Raw genomic sequence first — 19,841 nt, 5'->3', positions numbered from 1 at the left:
GTGCGTCAGTCCCACTTCTTCCAAGGGGCAGTGCCCCGGTCCCAGCGCTCCTCGAGCATGAGCTTCTCGCGCAGGGTATCCATCGGTTGCCACCACCCGTCGTGGTGGTAGGCCATCAGCTCGCCGCCGTTGGCGAGGTGCTCGAGCGGTTCGCGCTCCCAGACGGTGTGATCGCCCTCGATGAGGTCGATGACCGACTTCTGGAGGATGAAGTAGCCGCCGTTGATGTGGGTGCCGCCCTGCGGCTTCTCCATGAAGCCGGAGACCGCGTCGCCGTCCATCTCGAGCGCCCCGTAGCGCCCCGGGGGCTCCACGGCCAGCACGGTGGCCTGCTTGCCGTGCTTGGCGTGGAAGGCGAGCTCGTCGGTCAGGTCGGCGTCGGTGAGGCCGTCGCCGTAGGTGAACGCGAAGGGCTCGTCGTCGTCGAGGTGGTCGCGGACCCGGCGCAGGCGGCCACCGGTCATGGTGTCCTCGCCCGTGTCGACCAGGGTCACGGTCCACGGCTCCGCGCGCTGCTCGTGCACCGTCATCTCACCGCTGGCCATGTTGAACGTCACGTTCGACATGTGCAGGGCGTAGTTGGCGAAGTACTCCTTGATCACGTAGCCCTTGTAACCGCAGCAGATGATGAAGTCGTTGATCCCGTGGTGCGAGTAGAGCTTCATGATGTGCCAGATGATCGGGCGACCGCCGATCTGGACCATCGGCTTGGGCTTGGTGTTCGTCTCCTCGGAGATCCTCGTGCCGAGGCCTCCGGCCAGGATCACGGCTTTCACGAATCTGCTCCTCGTCGGCGGGTGTGCAAACGGGGACAGTACTACAGGGTGTTTGCGGGGTCGGCTCGTTCGGAAAACAGTGGCAACCAGTGAGGGAAACGCTTGATTTCACTGGTGTTTCGCCCACGGTCGCGACGCGCTGCGGACTCGGTTGACGATGCCAGATCCGTCAGCAAGGATCGTTGTCAATATGGCGACAGAGGGGTTTGATCTCGAGCGGAGGCAGGAGCTCCAGTCGGCTCTGACGAGCCTGGGAGCAGCGGTCTGGGCTGAGCAGGACGGCGTCAGTGCCGCCAGCCTGGAGAAGCCGATCCGGCGTTTCCTGATGGCGGCCGGCTACCCGGCCGACGTGACCCGACTAGTACTGGCCGTCCTGGAGCAGTACGGCGATCCGACGACCGCCGCGCGCGCCGGCATCCCGGTCCGCGACCTGGTCTCGCTGATCGACGGGGCGTCCCACGCCAACACCCAGCGGGCCGCGATCCCGCGCGCGCTCAAGGCTGCGGGCTACCCCGCGGACCTGTCGCGGCTGGTCGTGACGCTGCTGGAGAAGTACGGCTCCGCGACCCCGGCCGACGGCATCCAGGTGCGGGACCTGGCGAGCATGGTGGAGGGCCTCGAGCCGCTCGATGCGATCAAGCGGGTCCTCAAGATCGCTGGATATCCCCCCACCGCCGTGCGGGCGGTCGCTGCCGCGCTCGAGCCGCAGGAGGAGGTCGCTCTCGACGCCCCGGGCATCGCTGCGCTCCTCGCGAAGGCCGGCTACCCCGTCGACGTACGCCGTCGGGTGCTGGCCGCGATCGACCCGCCGCCCGAGGAGGAGCTCGACGTCCAGGAGGCGGTGCGTCGCGCGCTGCGGGCCGGCGGCTACAAGGCCGACCTGGCCCAGCTGATCGCCTCGCTGATCGAGCGTTACGGCGACCCGGAGCTGGCCGAGAGCGGACTCAAGGTCGGCGACCTGGTGCCGCTCGTCGAGGTCACCCACCACGACTTCGACGCTCGCGAGCCGGTGCGTCGTCTCCTGCGCGTGGCCGGCTACCGCGTCGACCTGGTCAACCTGGTCGGCCTCCTCATGGAGCGCTACACCGGCGCGGACGTGCCGGTCTCCGGCGTGCGGATCCGCGATCTGGTCGACCTGGTCGACAGTGGCGACGACAAGCTCCTCTCGTTGTTGCGGCACTGGACCAGTGCCGCGCCCGACGACCACCTCCTCGGCAGCGAGCTCGCGACGCTCCTGGGACGCCGGGGCGTGGAGGCGGAGGTCGCCCGCGACCTCGCGGCGGCGATCGAGAACGACACGGGCGAGGGTCAGCTGGTCGAGCTCGCCCGGGTCGCACGCTTCGCGCTGAGCGCCGAGGACGCCTGCGTGTCCATGGCCGAGCCGGCCTGGTTGGACGACCCCGTCTTCGCCAAGGCCTATGCGGAGGCCAAGAGCATCTCTGCGTGGGGGCGCGACATCCGGTGGCGGGTGCAGACGCTGGTCAAGTCGGCCGCTGCTGCCCGCCACGTCGAGGGTGACTTCGTCGAGTGCGGGGTCGACACCGGCGGCACCGCCCGGGCTGTCATGGCCTACCTGGGCGACGAGGCCTTCGAGGGTCGCACCTTCTACCTCTTCGACACGTTCCACGGCATCGTGCCCGAGCAGCTGCTGCCCGACGAGCCGGCACCGATCGAGGACCGCTACCCCGACGTGGCCGATGTCGCGCGCGCCAACTTCGCCGACAAGCCCTACGCCCGGATCGTCGAGGGGATGGTCCCCGAGACCCTGTCGGCCTACACCGGCACGAAGGTCGCCTACCTCCACATCGACATGAACGCCGCCTATCCGGAGGTGGAGGCCTTCAAGTTCTTCTGGAACTTCCTCTCACCGGGGGCTCCGGTGGTGTTCGATGACTACGGCTTCCCACGACACCGGGCGCAGCGCCGCGCCCTGGATGAGGTGGCCGCCTCCCTCGGCGTCGAGATCATGATGCTCCCGACGTGCCAGGGAATCGTTTACAAACCCCCCAAGGGAGCTTGAGACACATGCACATCCTGGCCATCGGCCAGTCCAACCTCGCCAACCACTGCGGCACGGCGGGGGCCTCGGAGTTCGGGGAGGCGCTGGTCAACGGAGAGCTCTACCCGTTGAGCGACCCCGTCCGCGGCGGCACCGGCCCCGACGGCAGCGTGTGGCCACGCGTGGCTGACCGGCTCGCCGGACAGTCCTGGCCTGGTTCGTTGCGCCTCACGCTCGCTGCGGTCGGTGCGACCTCGATCGCCGAGTGGCTGCCGGGCGCGAAGTGCTTCACCGCACTCGCCGAGCGGTTCGCTGCCGGTGACGGCGAGGGCGTCACCCATGTCGTGTGGCAGCAGGGCGAGAAGGACACGCTGCTCGAGACTTCGACGGCCGACTACACCGCCATGTTCCTCCAGCTCTACGAGGGCGTGACCGACGTGGTCGGTGTCGTCCCGTGGATCATCTGCCGGTCCTCCTACCGGATGGGCGTGACCAACCCCGACGTCATCGAGGCTCAGGCCAAGCTGGCCGCCTCGCTGCCGCTCGGGGTGGAGGGCCCCTACCTCGACTCGTTCGGTCCAGAGTTGCGCCGTGACGACACGCACTTCAACGATGCCGGGCTGGAGCAGTTCGCCGACCTTCTGGTCGACACGCTGCTGCAGACGGCGCCGGAGGCTGCCTCGTGAATGCTCCCCAACCCCCGAAGAGCAAGGCGGTCCTGATCGCCTGCATGCCCAAGAGCGGGTCGACCTTCTTGTCCTCGCTCGTCGCCGGACTGCCGGGCATCCGGCGCGAGCACCTGGTGCCGTCCTACTTCCGGCGTGAGCAGGAGCTCGACGAAGCCCAGATCAAGCGGGCGTTCGCGGCCACCGACACGCTGCGCGACGCGTTCGTGCGCGGCACGATCAGTGCGCCGTCGCGCCCGCGAGGGTTCGTCGCGCAGCACCACGTGAAGCACAACCACGAGACCCAGAAGCTGGTCGAGGCCTACGAGCTGGTGCCCGTCTTCTTGGTGCGCAACATCTACGACATCGTGGTCTCGCTGCGCGACCACGTGGTCAAGAGCGCCCCTTACACCGCCGCCGCCTACGTCGACGAGGACATGCTCGCCTGGCCCGAGGACCAGATGCACGGCTTCCTCGTCGACATGGCGATCCCCTGGTACATCCACTTCTACGTCAGCTGGTGGAAGGCCGAGCACCGCTTGCTGATGACCTACGAGGACCTCATCGCCGACCCCGCGCGCGAGGTGCGCCGGATCGCGAGGTTCGGCAAGCTCGGTTGGGACGAGGAGGTCTTCGCGGCCGCCCTCGAGCAGATCCAGGGCGGCGACAAGACGCGCAAGAACGTCGGCGGCGCCGGACGCGGTGACGTGCTGACCGACGAGATGCACGAGCGGGTCCGCACGTTCTGCGCCTACTACCCCGACGTCGACTTCACCCCCATCGGGGTGAAATAGCAGTCGTGAAGATCCTCATCCCCACGCGCAACCGACCCACCTCGCTGCGTGGTCTGCTCGAATACCTCGCCCGCTTCTACCCCGAGGCCGACATCTTGGTCGCCGACGGCAGCACGCCCGAGTTCCAGCAGCAGAACGAGGCCTACGTCGCCTCGTTGTCGACCCGGATCGACTACCGGGCCTACGACGAGGAGATCGGCCTCTTCGAGCGACTCTCGCTCGTCCTGGACTCGATCGACGACGAGTTCATCACCATGAACGCCGACGACGACTACCCGATCCTCGAGACCCTCGAGCTGGCCGAGCGCCGACTCGCCGAGACCCCCGGCGCATCCTTCGCCGGCGGCCACCTGATCCACATCAACATCAACTCGGTGAAGTCGTCCATCGCCCGCCTCGACGCGGTCCGCGACATCACGACCGACGACGTGGCCGACCGGCTGCTGCTCTTCGGTGCCTTCCCGTTCACCACGTCCTACGGCGTCGCGCGACGCGAGCTGCTCGTCGAGCGCTACCAGTTCCTGCAGACCTGGACCTCGACCAGCTTCTTCGACCTCGCCGTGGGGCTGATGGACCTGATCCACGGCAAGTTCGTGAGCGTGCCCGAGTTCGCGTTCCTCTGCACCCGCAACGAGGTGCACAGCTACTACCGGCCCGAGGACGGGCTCGCCTACCTCCGTAACGCCAGCAAGGTGCTCGACCTCAACGACCACCTGGTCAAGCGCGTGGTCGCGGCCGGCCACGACTTCGACGACGCCACCGAGGTGGTCGGCAGCGTGATCGCCCGTCGACTCGGCGGTGTCGTGGGCCACCCGCCCTTCCGTCTGCAGGGCTTCGCCGACACCTATCCCTACAACACCCCCGAGATGGCCGACGCCCGCGACAAGATCGCCGAGCTCTTCACCGAAGGCACTGCCGAGCGAGCCAAATACGCTGACAAGCTGGCGTTCATCGCCGCCAACGTGCAGGCGACGCTGACGTCGACCGACAACGCGGGGGAGGAGGCCGTCTATGGCACCCTCTGAGCTTCCCAACGGCCGCCCGCTGCCGTGGACCCCGGGTGGCCCCGAGCTGATGGCCGACCTGGGCCTGCGGATCGAGCTGAGCTTCCCCGACCTGCTGCCGGTCGAGAGCTCCTAGGCGCCCGCGAGCTTCTCGGTCGCCGCGAGCTCCGCACACACCGCGACCCCGGCCATCGCCGCCTCGACCTCGGCGAGCACCGGGAAGGTCGGCGCGAGCCGGATGTTGCGGTCGTCGGGGTCGTTGCCGTGCGGGAACGCCGAGCCGGCAGGCGTGAGCGCGATGCCGGCCTCCTTGGCGAGCTGGACGACCCGCGTCGCCGTACCGTCGAGGACGTCGAGGTCGACGAAGTAGCCGCCGGTGGGCTTGCTCCACGTCGCGATGCCGAGGCCGTCGAGGCGGGATGTCAGTGCGTCCTGGACCGCGGCGAACTTCGGCGCGATGAGGTCGCGGTGCTTGCGCATGTGTGCCCGTACGCCGTCGGCGTCGCCGAAGAACTCCACGTGGCGCAGCTGATTGATCTTGTCGGGCCCGATGGAGGCGAAGGAGAGGCGCTTGAGGTACCACTCCTTGTTTTCCGGCGAGGCGGCGATGACGGCCACGCCGGCGCCGGCGAAGGTGATCTTCGAGGTCGAGGCGAACATGATCGGACGGTTGGGGTGACCGGAGGCCGAGGCCAGGGCCAGCGCGTCGGCGCTCTTGGTCTCGACGTCGGTGAGGTGGTGCACGGCGTAGGCGTTGTCCCAGAGGATGCGGAAGTCGGGCGCCGCGGTCGGCATCGCCATCAGCTCGGCGGCCACCTCGGTCGAGCAGACCGCGCCGGTCGGGTTGGCGTAGGTCGGGACGAGCCACATGCCCTTGACCGATGGGTCCTCGACGAGCGCCCGCACCGCAGGCACGTCCGGGCCGTCCGCGTGCATCGGCACGGTGACCATCTCGATGCCGAGCTCGGCGAGCATCGTGAAGTGGCGGTCGTAGCCCGGTACCGGGCAGATGAACTTGACCGTCTCCTCCTGCGACCATGGTCGCGGGGAGTCCGGCCCGCCGTGGGACAGCAGCCAGCTGACCACCTGATACATCATCGTGAGGCTGGAGTTGCCGCCGGCGACGACCTGGGCCACGTCGACGCCGAGCAGGTCGGCGAAGATCTCGCGCAGCTCGACGAGACCGTCGAGCCCGCCGTAGTTGCGCACGTCGGTGCCGGCCCGGTCCTTGGTCGACGTCGGCAGGCCGAGCAGCCCGTCGGACAGGTCGAGCTGATCGGCGCCCGGCTTGCCCCGCGTGAGGTCGAGCTTGAGCCCCTTGGCCTGCAGGGCTGCGTAGTCAGCGCGCAGCGCGGTGAGGCGCTCGGCGAGCTGGTCGGGGGTGAGGTCGGTCAGCGGCTGTGCGGGCTGGGTCACGGGGACAATCGTGCCAGTGCCACCTGCGCCGTCCGTACCGGGTTTCGCCGTCGGGATTTGGAGTCCTACGTCGGGCCGCCGTACGCTGCTCGTCGAAACCTAAAGACCGCCGGTTGTCCGGGCTGCCTCAGCCCTGACCGAAGGTTCCGTGAGAGCGGATGGCCTGCGCAGGGGATCAGAGCATGACCAGTGGTGGCGCCTCGTGCGCGGCCGGTGTCCACGCCCTGAGCGCCTGCGCTCAGGGCGTCAGTCATTTCCCGGGTCCTTCAGCTGGAGGTCACATCCGGAAGGAGACCCATGGCGCGGGCAGACAAGCAGGCCGCCGTCGCGGAGATCGCTGATTCGTTCAGTGACGCCGCCGGTGCTGTGCTGACCGAGTACCGCGGTCTCACCGTGAAGCAGCTGCAGGACCTGCGGCGCTCCCTCGGCGAGAACGCCAACTACGCCGTGGTCAAGAACACGCTGGCCAAGATCGCCGCCAAGGAGGCGGGGATCGAGAGCTTCGACGAGCTCCTCAACGGCCCGACCGCGATCGCCTTCATCACGGGCGACGTCGTCGAGGCCGCGAAGGGTCTGCGTGACTTTGCCAAGGCCAACCCCGCCCTTGTCATCAAGGGTGGAGTTCTCGACGGCAAGGCCCTCGACTCGGCCGAGATCGCCAAGCTGGCCGATCTCGAGTCGCGTGAGGTCCTGATGGGCAAGCTGGCGGGCGCGATGCTCGCTTCGCTCAGCCAGGCCGTCTACCTCCTCAACGCGCCGCTCGCTCAGGTCGCCCGCCTCGCGGGTGCACTCGAGGCGAAGGCCGCTGAGGACCCCTCGATCCTCGCAGGTGGTGCCGGCACGCCGGTCGCCGCCGAGGAGGCCCCCGAAGCCGACGCCGTCGAGGCTGCCGCTGACGAGGCCCCCACTGACGAGGCCCCCGCCGAGGAGGCGGCTCCTGAGGAGCCCGCCGCCGAGGCTGCCTCCGACGAGGGCGACACCACCGAAGCCTGATCGGCTTCGACACACCACCACCTGAAACCCGGTTCGGCCGCACGTGCGGCCGGGCCACCAACGGAAGGAAACGCCATCATGGCGAAGCTCACCACCGACGAGCTGCTTGACGCGTTCAAGGAGATGACCCTCATCGAGCTCTCCGAGTTCGTGAAGCAGTTCGAGGAGACCTTCGGCGTCACCGCCGCCGCCCCGGTCGCCGTTGCCGCTGCTCCCGCCGCCGGCGGTGCCGCTGCGGGTGGCGACGACGCTGCCGCCCAGGACGAGTTCGACGTCGTCCTCGAGGCCGCTGGCGACAAGAAGATCAACGTGATCAAGGAGGTGCGCGCCCTGACCTCGCTCGGTCTGAAGGAGGCGAAGGACCTCGTTGAGAGCGCCCCGAAGGCCATCCTCGAGAAGGTCGCCAAGGACGCCGCTGAGAAGGCGAAGGAGGCCCTCGAGGCCGCCGGCGCCACCGTCACCCTCAAGTGACCTCTGCGTAGTACCTGAAGAGGCGGGTCCCCGGACGGGGGCCCGCCTCTTTACATTTCACGGGCCACCGTCAAACCACGTCTCGGTTTGGCGAGACAGCGTGACGTGCGACACGGATACCGCGTAACGTGCGCCACGCGGTCGCGTTGTTCCCTCGCGACCAGTCGGTGGGTTGCACGAAATCAGGAAGAGGTCAGCGCATGGGCGTCGATGTCACAGTGACGAACTTGTCGAAGCAGTTCGGCAAGCAGCTCATCTGGAAAGGCGTCTCACTGACGCTTCCGGCTGGCGAGATCTCGGTCATGCTCGGCCCGTCCGGCACGGGCAAGTCCGTCTTCCTCAAGGCGCTCATCGGCCTCATCAAGCCCGACGAGGGCTCGATCCTCATCGAGGGCACCGACATCGCCTCCTGCTCCGAGAAGGAGCTCTACGAGGTCCGCAAGCTGTTCGGCGTGCTGTTCCAGGACGGCGCGATGTTCGGCTCGATGAACCTCTACGACAACGTGGCCTTCCCGCTGCGCGAGCACACGCGCAAGTCGGAGTCGGAGATCCGCGACATCGTCATGGAGAAGATGGACCTCGTCGGTCTGCTCGGCGCGGAGTTCAAGCTCCCCGGTGAGATCTCCGGCGGTATGCGCAAGCGTGCCGGCCTGGCCCGCGCCCTGGTGCTCGACCCCGAGATCCTCCTGATCGACGAGCCCGACTCGGGTCTGGACCCGGTGCGCACCTCGTTCATCAACCAGCTCTTCGTCGACCTCAACGCGCAGATCGACGCGACCTTCCTGATCGTCACCCACGACGTCCACAGCGTCCGGGTGGTGCCCGACCAGATCGGTCTGCTCTACCACAAGCACCTGGCCATGTATGGCCCGCGCGAGATGCTGCTGTCCTCCGACGAGCCGGTGGTGCGTCAGTTCCTCAACGCCCAGACCGTGGGTCCGATCGGCATGTCCGAGGAGAAGGACGCCGACCAGCTGGCTGCGGAGAAGGACATGGACCTGCCGCCGCTGCCGCCGATCCCGCTCCAGCTCGAGCCGTCCAACGGCATCCCGCGTCGTGCCCAGCGTCCGCCGGGCGAGTGGTGCCGGGTCAACGGCATCACGCCGCCCCCGGGATCGTTCACCCGAGAAGCCGAGCACGCCAGCGGCTCGCAGCAGCAGGCCTGACCGCGACCGATGTCATCCACGGCCGCTCGGGTCCTCGCGCCGGTCGGAACCGCAGGCAAGCTCTTCGCCTTCGGGCTCGACGTGGGTCGAGGGCTGTTCCGACGCCCTTTCCAGCTGCGTGAGTTCCTTCAGCAGGCCTGGTTCATCGCGTCGGTCACCATCATCCCCACCGCACTGGTGGCGATCCCGTTCGGAGCGGTCATCGCGCTCCAGGTGGGTGGCCTGATCAAGCAGTTCGGCGCGCAGTCCTTTACCGGGTCCGCGTCCGTGCTCGCGGTCATCCAGCAAGCGGGACCCATCGCGACGGCGCTCCTGATCGCCGGCGCCGGCGGCTCGGCCATCGCGGCCGACCTCGGGGCACGGAAGATCCGTGAAGAGCTCGACGCGATGATGGTGCTCGGCATCGACCCGATCCAGCGCCTGGTCGCGCCTCGCGTGCTTGCCTGCATGCTCGTCGCGGTGTTCCTCAACGGCATGGTGAGCGTCGTCGGTGTCGCCGGTGGCTATGTCTTCAACGTGATCCTCCAAGACGGCACGCCGGGCTCCTACCTCGCCAGCTTCACGGCGCTGGCACAGTTGCCCGATGTGTGGATCGGCATGATCAAGGCGCTCGTCTTCGGGCTCATCGCAGCGGTCGTCGCGGCCTACAAGGGCATGAACGCCGCCGGTGGCCCGAAGGGCGTCGGTGACGCCGTCAACGAGTCCGTCGTCATCACGTTCCTCCTCCTGTTCGTCGTCAACTTCATCCTCAGCACGGTCTACCTGCAGGTAGTCCCGCCGAAGACCGGTTAGCGGGGACGAGGACATGGCAAACGCAAAGGCGATCTACGAACGGCCGCTCAAGGGTCTCGACACCCTCGGGCACGAGCTTGCTTTCTACATCCGCGTCGTCGCAGCGGTGCCGCGCACGATCGCGCACTACCCGCGCGAGATCCTGCGGCTCCTGGCCGAGGTGACCCTCGGCTCGGGCGCGCTCGCAGTCATCGGCGGCACCGTCGGCGTCATCCTCGGCATGACGTTCTTCACCGGCGCCCAGGTCGGGCTCTCCGGCTACGCGGCCCTCAACCAGCTCGGCACGGCAGCATTCGCCGGGTTCGTGTCGGCCTACTTCAACACCCGTGAGATCGCGCCCCTCGTCGCTGGCATCGCGTTGGCGGCGACGGTCGGCTGCGGCTTCACCGCTCAGCTCGGCGCCATGCGGATCTCCGAGGAGGTCGACGCCCTCGAGGTGATGGCGATCCCCTCGATGCGCTTCCTCGTCGCCACCCGCGTCGTCGCTGGACTGGTCGCGATCGTCCCGCTCTACGTGGTCGGCCTGCTGTCGTCCTACGTCGCGAGCCGGTTGGTCGTGACGACCTACTACGGGCAGTCGTCCGGCACCTACGACCATTACTTCAATCAGTTCCTACCGCCCGGCGACGTCTTGTGGTCGTTCGGGAAGGTCCTCATCTTCTCGGTGGTCGTCATCCTCATCCACTGCTACCACGGCTACACGGCGTCCGGCGGTCCTGCTGGCGTGGGTGTCGCGGTGGGTCGCGCCGTCCGCACGAGCATCGTGGCCATCAACGTGATCGACCTCTTCTTGTCGATGGCGATCTGGGGCGCGTCCACCACTGTCAGATTGGCAGGGTGACGCGACGATGTTGGACAAGGTGCTCAGCCTTCACAAGACGCTCGGCGTCGTCTTCGTCTGCCTCCTGATGCTCGGCGTCTGGTTGACCTACGCGACCTTCACCAAGAAGTTCGCCGACTACGACGAGATCACCCTCGAGACGTCGTCGACCGGTCTCCAGCTGCCCAACCGCGCCGACGTCAAGATCCGCGGCGTCATCGTGGGCGAGGTGCTCGACTCGAAGGCCGATGTCAACGGAGCCGAGCTGAAGATCGGGCTCTACCCCGACAAGGTCAAGGACATCCCGGCCAACGTGACCGGTGCGATCGTCCCCAAGACGCTCTTCGGTGAGAAGTACATCTCGCTCGTGATCCCCAAGTCGGGGCCGCAGGGCACGATCCAGGCCGGCGACGTCATCACCAAGACCGACCTCGGCACCGAGGTCGAAGAGGTCCTCAACGACCTCTACCCGCTGCTCGAGGCCGTGCGTCCCGCCGACATCAACGTCACCCTCTCGGCGCTGTCGACCGCGCTCGAGGGCCGGGGATCGCAGCTCGGTCAGAACCTCGAGGTCATCGACTCCTACCTCAAGCGGATCAACCCGCAGATCCCGGCGCTGATCGACGACCTGCGGCTGACGGCGCAGACCTCGGAGATCTACGCCGACATCCTCCCTGAGGTCGCCGACATCCTCGACGACACGATCGTCACCACCAACACGCTCAAGGACAAGGAAGCCACGCTCAACGCGGCGCTGAAGGACATCACCGCCTTCGCCGAGACCGCGCGCGGCTTCCTCGACCGCAACGGCGACCTGATCCGCGAGGCCAACGAGCTGACCACCCGCCAGCTCGAGGTGCTCGCGCGCTACTCGCCGGAGTTCCCCTGCGTGTTCAAGGGCCTCACCAACATCGCCCCCCGCATCGCCGAGTCGTTCCGTGGCTTCGAGCTGCACATCGTGCTCGAGACGCTGCCCAACCAGCCGCGTCGCTACAACGTCAACGACAAGCCGCACTTCGGCGACAACCGCGGACCCAACTGCTACAGCCTGCCCAACCCGCCGTGGAACCAGCAGCACCCCTACACCAACCCGCCCAACTTCGACGACGGTGTCGACGAGCCCACCGGCAAGGGGACGATCCGCGTTGCACCCGGTTTCGACAGCGACCCGCTGGGCTACCGGGGCACTCCCGACGATGTGGCGGTGCTCCGCCAGATGCTGAGCGAGATGTACGGCGACGACGCGGGTTCTGACCTCGGCGTGCTCCTGGCCGGACCAGTCGTGGCTGAGGACGGTGCTCGATGAGGGCACTCCTCGACAAGAAGACCAGCGGCGACCTCGTCCGGCTGCTCATCTTCATGCTGACCACCGGTCTCGCCACCGGCGTGCTCGTCGCGACGATCGGCAACCTCTCCTTCGGGTCGACCAAGGAGTATCGCGCCGTCTTCGCCGACGCCACGGGCGTCAACAACGGTGACGACATCCGCGTGGCGGGCGTGAAGGTCGGCACGGTCCAAGACATCGACATCGACGACGACAACCGCGCGCTGGTGACCTTCACCGTCGATGGCGACACCCGAGTCGACGACGCGACCCACGCGACGATCCGCTTCCGCAACCTGATCGGTCAGCGCTACATCTCGCTGTCCCAGGAGGGCAACGGCGACGAGGTCCTCAAGGAGGACGGCACCATCCCGGTGTCGCGCACCAAGCCCGCGCTCGACCTGACCGTGCTGTTCAACGGGTTCAAGCCGCTCTTCGAAGCACTGTCCCCCGACGACATCAACAAGCTCTCCTACGAGATCGTTCAGGTCTTCCAGGGCGAGGGCGGCACCCTTGAGGGCCTGCTCTCGAGCACGGCGTCGATCACCTCGACGCTGGCCGACCGCGACCAGGTGATCGGCGAGCTGCTCGACAACCTGACCTACGTGCTCGACCACGTCGCCGACCGCGACGACCAGCTGACCTCGTTGATCCGCAGCTTCCAGACGCTCGTCGGGGGCCTGAAGGACGACCGCGAGGCGATCCTCAGTTCGCTCGACGGCATCTCCGACCTCGCCGTGCAGACCGCCGGCCTGGTCGACGACATCCGGGAGCCGTTCGTCAAGGACATCAAGCAGGCCCGCACGCTCGTAGAGCTCCTCGACAAGAACAGGGCGGAGATCGACCGCGTGCTTCAGGTGATGCCGATCAAGATCCGCAAGTACGGCCGCACCGGCCAGTACGGATCGTGGTTCAACTTCTACCTGTGCCACTTCCAGGCGACGGTCCGGCTGGGCAACAACATCTTGGCCCAGCCCAATTACTCCGTCGGCGGCGACAGGTGCACGCTGCCATGAGCATGAAGCCGTTCCGGGAGCGCAATCCCGTCATCATCGGCCTCGTCAGCATCGCCGTGCTGATCTTGGGCTTCCTGGTCGCGTTCCGTGCCCAGGACATGCCGCTGATCGGCGGTGGCGACACCTACTACGCCGAGTTCGACGAAGCCGGCGGCCTCAAGGTCAACGACGAGGTCCGGCTGGCCGGTGTCCGGGTCGGCAAGGTCAACTCGATCGAGCTCGACGACGGTCACGTCAAGGTCGGGTTCAAGATCAAGACCGACGCCACGCTCGGCGACGAGACCCGCGCGGCCATCAAGGTCAAGACGATCCTCGGCTCGATGTTCCTCTCGATCGAGCCCGCCGGTGAGGGTGAGCTCAAGGAGGAAGGGGTCATCCCAGTCGAGCGCACCATGTCGCCGTTCAACGTGGTCGACGCTTTCTCCGGCCTCGCCGAGACCTCGGCCGACATCGACACCGACCAGCTCGCCAAGTCGTTGACGACGCTCGCCGACCTCACGCGCAACACCCCCGAGGAGTTCCGTGCGGCGCTCGAGGGTGTCTCCGCGCTCTCCGAGGTCATCGCGTCCCGCGACGAGCAGATCAACTCGCTGCTCAAGAGCCTCGAGCGCGTCTCGACGGTCCTCGACGCCCGCGACAACGACATCGTCGGGCTGATGAGCGATGCCGACGTCCTCTTCCGCGCGCTGGTCCAGCGTCGCGAGGCGATCCACAACCTGTTGGTGGCGACCTCCGACCTCAGCGAGCAGCTCACCGGCCTCGTCCGCGAGTCGCGCGCTGACCTCAAGCCGGCGCTGCAGCACCTCGAATCGGTGCTCGCGGTGATCAACAAGAACGAGGACAACCTCGACGAGTCGCTCAAGATGCTGGCGCCGTTCTACGTCGAGTTCGCCAACGTCTTCGGCAACGGTCCGTGGTGGGACACCTACATCGCGAACCTGCCGCCCATTCCCGGACCTGGTGGAGGTGTGGGATGAGCGAGAAGCTGCAGCGCGCGCTGCCCCTGATCGTGATCGGTGCCCTTCTCCTGGTCGGCACCATCTGGGCCTTCGGCGGCAACAGCGGTGACCACAAGGTCACCGCCTACTTCCCGCGCACCGTGTCGGTCTACGAGGGCAGCGACGTGCGGGTCCTCGGCGTGCCGGTCGGCAAGGTCGACGAAGTCATTCCGCAGGGCACCCAGGTCAAGGTCGTCATGCACTACGACGACGACGTCAAGATCCCCGCCGACGCCAAGGCGGTCATCGTGTCCCCGTCGGTCGTCGGCGACCGCTACATCCAGCTCACCCCGGCCTACACCGGCGGCGACGTGCTGGCTGACAACACCGTCCTCGACGCCCAGCGCACCGCGATCCCGCTCGAGCTCGACGAGATCTACGGAAGCCTCGACAAGCTGACCGTCGCGCTCGGCCCCAACGGCGCCAACCGCAACGGTGCGCTCACCGACCTGCTCGAGCAGACGGCTCGCAACTTCGGTGGCCAGGGCGCCAACTTCAAGAAGACCATCGAGAACTTCGGCGACCTGAGCAGCACGCTCGACGACAACAAGGAAGAGCTCTTCTCCTCTGCGGAGCGGCTGGAGTCCTTCATCAAGACGTTGGCCGACAACGACAGCACGGTGCGACGGTTCAACGAGTCGCTCGGTGACGTCTCGGAGCTGCTGTCGAGCGAGAGCGACGACCTCTCCTCGGCGCTGAACAACCTCGGTACGGCGCTCGACGTGGTCGGCGGCTTCGTCCAGGAGAACCGTGCCTCGTTGAGCCGCAGCATCCGTGGCATCAACCGGGTGGCCAAGGTGCTGGTCCGTCGTCGCGACGACCTCAACACGATCCTGCGCGCCGGCCCGCTCGCCCTCAACAACCTGGGCCTGGGCTACAACCCGCAGACCGGCACGCTCGACTCCAACGCCAACATCGGCAACCTGCTCAGCCAGATCGGCAGCGACCCGGGCACCCTGCTGTGCTCGCTGATCGCGGCCGACGACCCCGACGGCGCGATCTGCGACATCATCGGCGGCCTGCTGCCGCGCAACGCGCCCTTCGGCGCCGGTGCAGGAGAGCGCGTGAAGTCCCTGCCCTTCGACCCGTCGCTCAACGGCCTCGTGGAGGTATCCCGATGACCCGCCGTCGGATGCGCGCTGGCGCCGCACTCCTCGCGGGTGCGCTGCTGCTGTCGGGCTGCGACTTCGACGTCTACAAGATGCCGCTCCCGGGTGGCGCTGACGTCGGTGACGACCCGATCAAGGTCAAGATCGAGTTCGCCGACGTGCTGGACCTCGTGCCCAAGTCGTCGGTGAAGGTCGCCGACGTGACGGTCGGCCAGGTGAGTGACGTGGAGCTCGACGGCTACACCGCTGTCGTCACGGTCGAGCTGCGCAACGACACCGGTCTGCCCGACAACGCCTTGGCCACGATCCGCCAGACCAGCCTCCTCGGCGAGAAGTTCGTCTCGCTGCAGGCTCCGCCGTCGGGCGCGTCCGGTGAGCTGCTCGGCGACAATGACGTGATCCCGCTCGAGGACACCGGCCGCAACCCTGAGGTCGAAGAGGTCCTTGGCGCGCTCAGCCTGCTGCTCAACGGCGGCGGCGTCGCCCAGCTCAAGACGATCACCAAGGAGCTCAACAACGCGCTCGAGGGTCGTGAGGACTCCGCACGTTCGGTGCTCACCCAGGTGCAGTCGCTGATGAGCCAGCTCGACGACCGCAAGGCCGACATCGTCAACGCGATCGACTCGCTCAACCGCCTCGCCCTCGAGGCCCGGGAGCAGCAGGGCAGCATCGACAACGCACTGGAGATGCTGCCCAGCGCCCTCGACTCGATCAGCCGTCAGCGCGAGGACCTCGTCAAGATGCTGCAGGGCCTCAACCGGCTCAGCAGCGTCGGTGTCCGGGTGATCAACGAGACCAAGGACTCGACGATCACCGCGCTGCAGCAGCTCAACCCGGTGCTGACCCAGCTCAACAACGCGGGCCAGAGCTTCGTCGACGCGCTGCACATCTTCTACCTGTTCCCGTTCGGTGACGACGTCATCGGTCGCGATCCGGCGGTCGCTCGCAACCTGCACTTCGGTGACTACGTCAACCTCGGGATCAACCTCGACCTCGACCTCAACAACCTGACGCTGCCCGACATCTTGTGCATCCCGTTCAACGAGCTGCCCGACAACACCCCGCTCGACGACCTGCTCGACCTCAACAACCTGTGCCACGGCGTGCAGACGGCGATCCAGAACTGCCTGAAGACCCCGCCCGACCCGGCCGCCTGCGCACGGCTGCCTGACTTCCTCCTCGACGAGGTGTGTGACGCGGTCAACCTGCCGGTGCTGTGCGGCCTGCTGCCGCGCAACGGTGAGGCCTCCGACCAGGGCACCGTGATCAGCGACCTGCTCGACGGGGTCGTCGGCAACCTCGGCGGCGTACTGCCGCGACCGGCGCCGAGCCTGACCGGCGAGTCGCTCGAGCGTTGGAACGGCAAGTACGGCGACGACGCTGGCCTCGCGCTCTTCCTGGCCGCGCCCGTGACCGGACGTGAGGTGGCGCAGTGATCACTCGTCGCACGAAGGTCCAGCTGCTCGCGTTCGCGATCATCACGCTGCTGGGTGTCTCCTTCGTGGGCGCGCGCTACGCGAAGCTCGACCGGGTGATCTTCGACAAGAGCTACACCGTGGTCGCGCACTACCCCGAGTCCGGCGGCATCTTCGCCGGCGGCGAGGTGACCTACCGCGGGGTGCGCATCGGTCAGGTCAGCGACCTGGAGCTGACCGACGACGGCGTCGACGTCGAGCTCGAGATCGACAACGAGTGGGACAAGATCCCCGCCGACACCCGGGCGCTGGTCGGCAACCGATCGGCGGTGGGTGAGCAGTACGTCGAGCTCCAGCCCAACACCGACGACGGGCCCTACCTCAAGGACGGCTCGGAGATCACCGACGTCGCCACCCCGATCCAGACCGAGAAGCTCCTGGCCGATCTTGCAGCGACGGTGTCGAGCGTCGACCGCGACTCGCTCAGGACCACCGTGCGCGAGCTCGGCGTGGCCTTCAACGGCACGGGCGATGACCTGCAGAAGATCATCGACACCGGCAACTCGTTCATCGAGGCCGCCAACGACAACTTCGACATCACGACCGCGCTGATCCGTGACTCCAACACGGTGCTCCAGACGCAGGTCGACTCCGAGGGCTCGCTCCGGACGTTCGCGACCCAGCTGCGCGTCTTCACCCGAGCGATGGTCGGGTCCGACAAGGACCTGCGCAAGGTCATCGACTCGGGTTCGTTCACCGCCAACCAGCTGCGGACCTTCCTGGAGCAGAACGAGGCCGAGCTGTCCGACCTGCTCAACAACGTGGTGACCACGGGGCGGGTCTTCAACGCCAACATCGCGGGCATCAAGACCCTCTTCATCGCCTACCCGATCCTCCTCGAGGGCTCGTTCGGCGTCACCGCGAAGAGCGCCGACACGGGCCTCTACGACGCTCACATCGGCCTGATCATCACGACGACGCCGGTCTGCCACAAGGGTTATGAAGGCACCGTCACTCGCGGTCCCAACGACCGTGCCGACATCCCGATGAACCTCGACGTCAAGTGCACCGAGCCGCCGACCAAGAGCAACCCCCGTGGCTACCAGAACCTGCCGCGGGTGAGCCCCGACCTCCAGGGTGCTGCCCGGCACGGCCAGAAGGTGCTCGGCGCCTACGACCCGCAGTCCGGCCAGTTCCAGTGGGGAGGCCGTGCGGCCTCCTTGGCACCGAGCGGTAGCGTGGCGCAGCCGCCGCTCGGAGAGGACTCATGGAAGTGGCTCTACCTCAACCCACTGCTGGACGCCCAGGAGTGACCGCAACGCCTGTTCGCCGGCGTGCACTGCTCGTGTCGCTGGTCCTGGTCGTCGTCGTGTGCCTGGGGGTGACCGCCCTCGTGGTCTTCACGCGCGGCTCCGGCGACAGCTTCGGCGACAAGCTGCAGTCGTTGAAGGACGACGCGGTACCGGCCACCGCGGAGGTCAAGGACCGCGAGGAGCTGCTCAGCGTCTCCCGCGAGTTCGCCACCCGCTTCAACACCTACGACCCCTCGATGCTCGACGAGGAGGGGCACCTCCCGGCCTACGCCGAGGTGAGCGAGCTGATGAGCCCGAAGTTCGCCGACCTCTTCAAGGACTTCCTCCAGCTCCCCGAGAAGACCGTGGCCCAGCTGGGTGTCTCCAGCGTCGGCACGGTCTATGCCGTCGGAGTGGCGTCGCAGGACGACGACTCCGCATCGGTCCTCGTCGCCGGCACGATCGAGCAGTTCTTGCCCTACGACAAGGACGGCGAGAAGGGCGACGGCGAGACGACGGCCCCGCCTGAGGGCGACGACCAGGGCCAGCTCTCGACCGGCGCCAAGGCGTTCCGTTACGAGATCGACCTGGTGAAGGTCAACGGCACCTGGCTGATCGACGACTTCGACGATGTCGACGACGGCCAGCCCTCGTTCGCCCAGCCGCAGGTCCCCGAGCAGGTGCCGAGCGACCAGGGCACGGAGACTCCCTCGGACAGCCCGACCGCGCCGACCACCCCGACCACCGAGTCGACGGAGGGCGAGCAGTGAGCGTCAGCTACTACGACCTCCTCGATGTCGAGGAGACGGCGACCGTCGAGGAGATCCGCGCCGCGTGGAAGTCGGCGGTGGCCGACCTCGACCCGACCGACCGCCGGTTCCGCGCCTACAACGACGCGGCCGCCGTCCTGCTCGACGAGGGCAAGCGCGCCGCCTACGACGCTGAGCTCGCGAGCGCCCGGGTCGAGGACGAGCCCGTCGAGGACGAGCCCGTCGAGGACGAGTCCCAGGAGGACGACCCCGTCGAGGTCGACGAGCCGGTCGTCCTGGAGAAGACCGCCCCGGTCACCACGGAGCCCGCGCCCACGGCCACGGTGGACCCGGCTCCGGCGCCTGCGCCACGGGAGGCAGCGGCCTGGCCGTTGCTGGTCGCCGCTGCCGCAGCGGTGGTCAGCCTGGTGCTGATGATCGTGGTGCTCACGTGGCCGGGCAGCCTGGGTGGCGACTCACCGAAGTCGACGGCCGACGACGCGTCCACCGCGGAGAAGGACGGCCGGGCAGCGGAGGCCGCGGCCGAGCGAGCGATCCCCGCCGTCCTCGGCTACGACTACCGCACCATCGACCAAGACATCAGTGACGCAGCGAGCTTCCTGACCGAGGGATTCGCGGCCGAGCGGGCGGAGTTCTTCGCCGACAAGCCTGACGGCGAACAGACCCTCCGCGACCAGATCGTCGCCGCGAAGGCCGTGGTCACGGCCGTTGCTCCCGCCACGGGCCTGACCCGGGTCTCGCCCGCTGGCGACAAGGCCACGGTCGTCGTCTTCATCGACCAGGAGAGCCAGAAGGGCGACGCCGCCTCGCAGGTGCTGCGGGAATGGGCGACCCTGACCATGCTCAACGAGGGCGGCAACTGGTTGATCGACGACATCTGCATCCAGGCCGACTGCGACTGAGCGGCCCAGCGGAGCCCGCGGCGCGCCGTACCTGCGCTTGACGGGGAAGGGTCGAAACAGCACACTCTCGGAAGGGCTCGTCCCCGGTCAGGGAAAGTAAAGGCCGGCGGGTGGTTGCT

At 67.6% G+C, this 19,841-nt stretch carries 20 protein-coding genes; 18 read left to right on the top strand and 2 right to left on the bottom strand.

The features are described 5' to 3' along the window. Window positions 1-5: 5 nt before the first annotated feature. Window positions 6-776: a glucose-1-phosphate cytidylyltransferase gene (gene rfbF, locus F0U44_RS13445; protein WP_149728768.1), complete on the bottom strand. Its 771-nt coding sequence runs from the start codon at window positions 774-776 to the stop codon at window positions 6-8. A 190-nt stretch (window positions 777-966) separates the two neighbouring features. Between rfbF and F0U44_RS13440 the strand changes: the two genes are divergently transcribed. The 5 genes from F0U44_RS13440 to F0U44_RS23740 are packed head-to-tail and all read left to right on the top strand — an operon-like array spanning window position 967 to window position 5,374. After that, window positions 967-2,796, top strand: coding sequence for a TylF/MycF/NovP-related O-methyltransferase (locus F0U44_RS13440; RefSeq protein WP_149728767.1), 1,830 nt, complete (start codon window positions 967-969; stop codon window positions 2,794-2,796). Window positions 2,797-2,801: 5 nt separating this feature from the next. Further along, window positions 2,802-3,461 (top strand): sialate O-acetylesterase, encoded by a 660-nt coding sequence (locus F0U44_RS13435; protein WP_149728766.1) that lies wholly within the window; start codon window positions 2,802-2,804, stop codon window positions 3,459-3,461. Continuing rightward, entirely contained in the window at window positions 3,458-4,234 is a 777-nt protein-coding gene (locus F0U44_RS13430; RefSeq protein ID WP_149728765.1) for a sulfotransferase domain-containing protein, read from the top strand. Before F0U44_RS13435 ends, F0U44_RS13430 begins: the two co-directional genes overlap by 4 nt. A gap of 5 nt (window positions 4,235-4,239) precedes the next feature. Continuing rightward, complete coding sequence (locus tag F0U44_RS13425; RefSeq protein ID WP_149728764.1) at window positions 4,240-5,259, top strand: TIGR00180 family glycosyltransferase; 1,020 nt, start codon at window positions 4,240-4,242, stop codon at window positions 5,257-5,259. Next, window positions 5,246-5,374 carry a hypothetical protein gene (locus F0U44_RS23740; protein ID WP_281292633.1) on the top strand — a complete coding sequence of 43 codons (129 nt, stop codon included), beginning with the start codon at window positions 5,246-5,248 and terminating at the stop codon, window positions 5,372-5,374. Before F0U44_RS13425 ends, F0U44_RS23740 begins: the two co-directional genes overlap by 14 nt. On the opposite strand, the gene F0U44_RS13420 is transcribed toward F0U44_RS23740, so the two are convergent. Further along, entirely contained in the window at window positions 5,371-6,654 is a 1,284-nt protein-coding gene (locus F0U44_RS13420; RefSeq protein WP_149728763.1) for an aspartate aminotransferase type Ic, read from the bottom strand. The genes F0U44_RS23740 and F0U44_RS13420 overlap by 4 nt on opposite strands. 297 nt (window positions 6,655-6,951) lie before the next feature. Here F0U44_RS13420 and rplJ point away from each other — a divergent pair, with 297 nt between their 5' ends. The 13 genes from rplJ to F0U44_RS13355 all read left to right on the top strand — a co-directional run bounded on the left by rplJ (window position 6,952) and on the right by F0U44_RS13355 (window position 19,722). Then, window positions 6,952-7,647: a 50S ribosomal protein L10 gene (rplJ, locus tag F0U44_RS13415; protein WP_149728762.1), complete on the top strand. Its 696-nt coding sequence runs from the start codon at window positions 6,952-6,954 to the stop codon at window positions 7,645-7,647. Between the two features lie 78 nt (window positions 7,648-7,725). After that, window positions 7,726-8,118, top strand: a complete 393-nt coding sequence (rplL, locus tag F0U44_RS13410; RefSeq protein WP_149728761.1) for a 50S ribosomal protein L7/L12 — start codon at window positions 7,726-7,728, stop codon at window positions 8,116-8,118. 200 nt (window positions 8,119-8,318) lie between these two features. Next, window positions 8,319-9,284 carry an ABC transporter ATP-binding protein gene (locus F0U44_RS13405; RefSeq protein ID WP_149728760.1) on the top strand — a complete coding sequence of 322 codons (966 nt, stop codon included), beginning with the start codon at window positions 8,319-8,321 and terminating at the stop codon, window positions 9,282-9,284. Window positions 9,285-9,293: 9 nt separating this feature from the next. Next, window positions 9,294-10,076, top strand: a complete 783-nt coding sequence (locus tag F0U44_RS13400; protein ID WP_149728759.1) for an MlaE family ABC transporter permease — start codon at window positions 9,294-9,296, stop codon at window positions 10,074-10,076. A 13-nt stretch (window positions 10,077-10,089) separates the two neighbouring features. Beyond that, window positions 10,090-10,917 (top strand): MlaE family ABC transporter permease, encoded by an 828-nt coding sequence (locus F0U44_RS13395; RefSeq protein WP_149728758.1) that lies wholly within the window; start codon window positions 10,090-10,092, stop codon window positions 10,915-10,917. A 7-nt stretch (window positions 10,918-10,924) separates the two neighbouring features. Then, window positions 10,925-12,202, top strand: a complete 1,278-nt coding sequence (locus F0U44_RS13390; protein ID WP_149728757.1) for an MCE family protein — start codon at window positions 10,925-10,927, stop codon at window positions 12,200-12,202. Continuing rightward, the gene (locus tag F0U44_RS13385; RefSeq protein WP_149728756.1) at window positions 12,199-13,236 is read left to right on the top strand and encodes an MCE family protein; all 1,038 of its coding nucleotides are present in this window, start codon (window positions 12,199-12,201) and stop codon (window positions 13,234-13,236) included. The genes F0U44_RS13390 and F0U44_RS13385 overlap by 4 nt, the downstream gene beginning before the upstream one ends. Beyond that, window positions 13,233-14,213, top strand: coding sequence for an MCE family protein (locus F0U44_RS13380; protein WP_246160453.1), 981 nt, complete (start codon window positions 13,233-13,235; stop codon window positions 14,211-14,213). Before F0U44_RS13385 ends, F0U44_RS13380 begins: the two co-directional genes overlap by 4 nt. Next, window positions 14,210-15,355 carry an MCE family protein gene (locus F0U44_RS13375; protein ID WP_149728755.1) on the top strand — a complete coding sequence of 382 codons (1,146 nt, stop codon included), beginning with the start codon at window positions 14,210-14,212 and terminating at the stop codon, window positions 15,353-15,355. Before F0U44_RS13380 ends, F0U44_RS13375 begins: the two co-directional genes overlap by 4 nt. After that, entirely contained in the window at window positions 15,352-16,779 is a 1,428-nt protein-coding gene (locus F0U44_RS13370; protein ID WP_149728754.1) for an MCE family protein, read from the top strand. Before F0U44_RS13375 ends, F0U44_RS13370 begins: the two co-directional genes overlap by 4 nt. Continuing rightward, complete coding sequence (locus tag F0U44_RS13365; RefSeq protein ID WP_149728753.1) at window positions 16,776-18,071, top strand: MlaD family protein; 1,296 nt, start codon at window positions 16,776-16,778, stop codon at window positions 18,069-18,071. The genes F0U44_RS13370 and F0U44_RS13365 overlap by 4 nt, the downstream gene beginning before the upstream one ends. Continuing rightward, window positions 18,068-18,820: a hypothetical protein gene (locus tag F0U44_RS13360; RefSeq protein WP_149728752.1), complete on the top strand. Its 753-nt coding sequence runs from the start codon at window positions 18,068-18,070 to the stop codon at window positions 18,818-18,820. The genes F0U44_RS13365 and F0U44_RS13360 overlap by 4 nt, the downstream gene beginning before the upstream one ends. Further along, the gene (locus F0U44_RS13355; RefSeq protein WP_149728751.1) at window positions 18,817-19,722 is read left to right on the top strand and encodes a J domain-containing protein; all 906 of its coding nucleotides are present in this window, start codon (window positions 18,817-18,819) and stop codon (window positions 19,720-19,722) included. The genes F0U44_RS13360 and F0U44_RS13355 overlap by 4 nt, the downstream gene beginning before the upstream one ends. The last annotated feature ends 119 nt before the right edge of the window (window positions 19,723-19,841 follow it).

Origin of the sequence: Nocardioides humilatus (assembly GCF_008373755.1) — a bacterium.
Classification (GTDB): domain Bacteria; phylum Actinomycetota; class Actinomycetes; order Propionibacteriales; family Nocardioidaceae; genus Nocardioides; species Nocardioides humilatus.
The sequence above is the reverse complement of the archived record's forward strand: the minus strand, read 5'-3'. Positions and strand labels throughout refer to the sequence as shown.